Source organism: Halobacillus sp. BBL2006 (assembly GCF_000786645.1).
Taxonomy (GTDB): domain Bacteria; phylum Bacillota; class Bacilli; order Bacillales; family Halobacillaceae; genus Halobacillus.
This window is the reverse complement of the sequence record NZ_JRNX01000263.1, coordinates 1-3,323: the sequence shown is the minus strand read 5'-3', so window position 1 is coordinate 3,323 and position 3,323 is coordinate 1. Positions and strand designations below refer to the sequence as shown.

4 protein-coding genes are annotated in these 3,323 nt (G+C 44.0%); all 4 read right to left on the bottom strand.

Annotated features, from left to right (window positions below):
* The coding region (locus LD39_RS08755; protein ID WP_035545284.1) for an iron ABC transporter permease at window positions 1-966 on the bottom strand (966 nt) is incomplete at its 3' end.
* Window positions 967-980: 14 nt separating this feature from the next.
* Window positions 981-1,982 (bottom strand): ABC transporter substrate-binding protein, encoded by a 1,002-nt coding sequence (locus tag LD39_RS08750; protein WP_035545280.1) that lies wholly within the window; start codon window positions 1,980-1,982, stop codon window positions 981-983.
* Between the two features lie 132 nt (window positions 1,983-2,114).
* Window positions 2,115-2,924 (bottom strand): helix-turn-helix domain-containing protein, encoded by an 810-nt coding sequence (locus tag LD39_RS21775; RefSeq protein ID WP_052158787.1) that lies wholly within the window; start codon window positions 2,922-2,924, stop codon window positions 2,115-2,117.
* A 213-nt stretch (window positions 2,925-3,137) separates the two neighbouring features.
* On the bottom strand, window positions 3,138-3,323 hold a 186-nt coding region (locus tag LD39_RS23520), incomplete at its 5' end, for a hypothetical protein (RefSeq protein ID WP_035545279.1).

Below are 3,323 nucleotides of genomic sequence, written 5' to 3'. Positions count from 1 at the left end.
TGGTGAACCAATCAGAGCCGTAATCGCGCCAACGGGAAGCTCGGAAAACGACGGGTCAATAATCCGGGCTAACACATCAGCGGCCAACAAAACATTACCACCCCATAAAGCCGATCCAATCAACAAAGGAATATGAGATCGATAACCGATCAGCTTGATCAAGTGCGGTGCTACGAGGCCGACAAAACCGATCGGACCGACGATACTGACCGTTACACTCGTCAAAAGGACGGCTGCTAATATGGAGATCAGTTTGACGGTACGGACATTTTGACCTAAAGCCGTGGCCACATCATCTCCGAGCGTCAATGTATCCATCTTCTTCGCAAATCCGAAGGAAAAAATCAGCCCGATGGCTACTAACGGTAGAGAAAATCGGACACCGTCCCAATTGTTTTGGACGAGCGTACCTGACCCCCAAAGGAATAGGCCCTGAGTTTCATTTTCATAAAAAATTTGCAGGACGGAGGTTAAGGATGAAAATAGAAACGTAACGATCATTCCTGCTAAAACCATACGTACTGGAGTCGCATTGCCAGCCCCCGACAGCATATAGACAATCGCAAACGTAACGATACCTCCGAAAAAAGCGGTGGCAATGCCATTTGCGAACATCGCAAATGGAAAGAAAATCGTTGTCACGACAACAGCGAAATACGTTCCCGAATGGATGCCGAGCGTACTAGCAGAAGACAGCGGGTTTTTCGTCACCGTCTGCAAAATAACACCCGAGACGGCGAGCGCTCCTCCTGCAATGATTCCCATGACAGCACGTGGCAGACGTAAAATCCTAACTGTATGATGCTGGATAGTATCCTTTGGGTTCAGGAGGGCGTCAACCACTGTTCCAAATGGGATATCGACATTTCCCTGATTGATATGTATAAAAGTTAAAAGGCACAACAACGCAGTCCCACCTCCGAAGGTGAGAGCCGCGATGATTGTGCTTCTGAACGTTGCGTTCATATTATTCACTCACTTTAGTCTTCTTTTACAGCTGCATCCACGACCTGCTTCGCAAGCACTTCTGCAGATAGCGGTCCACCGAATGTCCATGTATCTCCAGGCATTTTGTACGTCCGATTTTCTTCAACGAATTTGAGGTTCTCCCAGGCAGGGTTACCTTTCAACTGATTACTGAAGATGTTGTCCTCTTCTTGGACGATATAAAAGAAGTTCGCATCCTGGTAATTCTGCAAGGTCTCAACCGTCGTGGACGTATAACCGTAAGTTTCAAGCTTGTCTGTTTCATAAGCATTTTTCATGCCCATCTTATTCATAACTTTGGCAACAATTGAATTGTTCGTAAACAACCTTAATGTTGGTGTGTTTTGCGATGTAAACGCTTGGGTGATCACATAGTCCATGCCGCCTTTTCCAGCTTCCTCAAGGCGCGCCTGTTGATCTTTGAATGTCTGCTCCATGTTGTTTAACACTTCTTCGGCTTTATCTTGTTTATCAACGACCTTGGCAATCGTGTTGAATTCATCAATCATATTCTGATACTGATCTTGAGCTGCTTCTTCAGAATAAGGCGCGAACATCACCGTTGGCGCAATTTGCTGCAGCTTATCTGCTATACCTTCATGGCGAAATTTAACCCCAATAATCAAGTCAGGATTCAGACGGGAAATCGCTTCGAGGTTAGGTTCAGCACGCGTTCCGACATCTTCGACAGAATCACTGAACGGAATTCCGACATCTACCCAGTCTCCATAAGAATCCAGACCTGCTACTCCTACAGGCTCCATACCAAGAGCTTGCAAGTCTTCGGCGTATGTCCATTCTAGAACGACAACTTTTTTTGGAGTGCCTTCAATTGTCTGCTCGCCCATCGCATCTTCAATCGTAACCGAACGGGTTTCTTCAGATTGCTCCCCTTCAGAGTCAGAGCTCCCAGTTTCCTCTTTCTCTTCTCCACTGCTGCAAGCAGCAAGAACAGTCAGCATAAGTATAAGTACAATAAGTGAAACCTTTTTCATATGTCTCCATCCCTTCTTTTTCTTTTCTATGTAGAATCCTCAGCTAACCAATTGATAAAGATTCTCATTATCATCTACAGATTTTATCATACCTAAGCCCTAATCTTCTGTCAACGTAAATAATGAATTTATCTATTCATTAAGCCAGTCATAATATAACGTTTGTCGATCTTCTATCACTTCTTTCCGAACCACTTCCTTGAAGCTCTGCACTAGACCTCCGTAATAATAGGCTAATAATTCTTTTCTCACCATTCCACTCTTGTAGGCAAAAACAGAACGCTTAAACGTCTCCGTAATTACAGATAGATAATCTTCAACCGGCCATTTTAGTGCTGCCTGACGATACGCACTTTCTACTGTTCTCCAGGCATTAAGAACTTCTCCAGGATTCAAAAACGGTTTCGTTACTTCTATAAAAGAGACTGGAATAAACGAAGGCAGGAAAGTGTGGTCGATCGAGTCAAAATTACTAAAAGAAGCTTTTCTTTGCTTCTTCTTTGTTTCGGTCGTGGATTTCAGTGGTTTAAGCTTATCAGAAGAGGATTTATTGGAAGTTTGAGGAGTGACATCAGGGGTGACGTGAGGGGTGACATCCTCAGGTAAAAAAAGATCGGCTTGGGGAAGAAATATAATCAAATTCACTCCCTGTCTGCCGTTCGGTTTTTTCGTCGTTACTTTTTCAATCAACCCTTCATTCACTAATTTGTTTACTGCCCGGGTAACGGTGCGCGTACTCAAGTCTGTTTTATTTGCTAATGTCTGTTTCTTGAGAAAAGCGACCCCAGGATATTTAACCGCATGCCGCCAGATAACTTTCAATACTTTTAGCGTTCCTTCGGATAATGCGGCTTTTCTTTTATAGAGGAAACTTCTTACGTGACGGTCAAGTTCTGCTTTGTGACTGAATTTCTGATTACTTTTAATCCATTTCATATTCATTTGCTGATCCTCCATGTTCCGATCGTTTACACTATAATCGAAACTTGTTAGAAAGAGGTGTCTATCAAATCGAATTTTTTCTAGAATATTCTTAGTAAGAAAAAAGTTTTGTTCGTTCCTACCATTCCTGCCTCATGGTAAATTGCTAAAACAAAAAGAAGTCCAAGCAGCTTTTATCTGCTTGGACTTCTTTCTCTACTCTAAAATGGTCAATCACGGATAATCCCCTGAAATGTCTGGGTTGGCGGGGAAACGGCGAGATCCCGCAGGGCGGAGCCCGAGGAAGCTTGCCAGGTCCACCGCAGAAAAGCGAGTTGTTTCCCCGCCATCCCTAGCCCCGATCCAGTAACGGCCCCCACTTATCTCGAAACTGAGTCTTCTAGAATAGGGAGCTTTAAC

Excerpts from the sequence above, each read along its gene's own strand:
- LD39_RS08750 (WP_035545280.1), bottom strand. The coding sequence starts at position 1,982 with ATGAAAAAGGTTTCACTTATTGTACTTATACTTATGCTGACTGTTCTT.
- LD39_RS21775 (WP_052158787.1), bottom strand. The coding sequence starts at position 2,924 with ATGAATATGAAATGGATTAAAAGTAATCAGAAATTCAGTCACAAAGCA.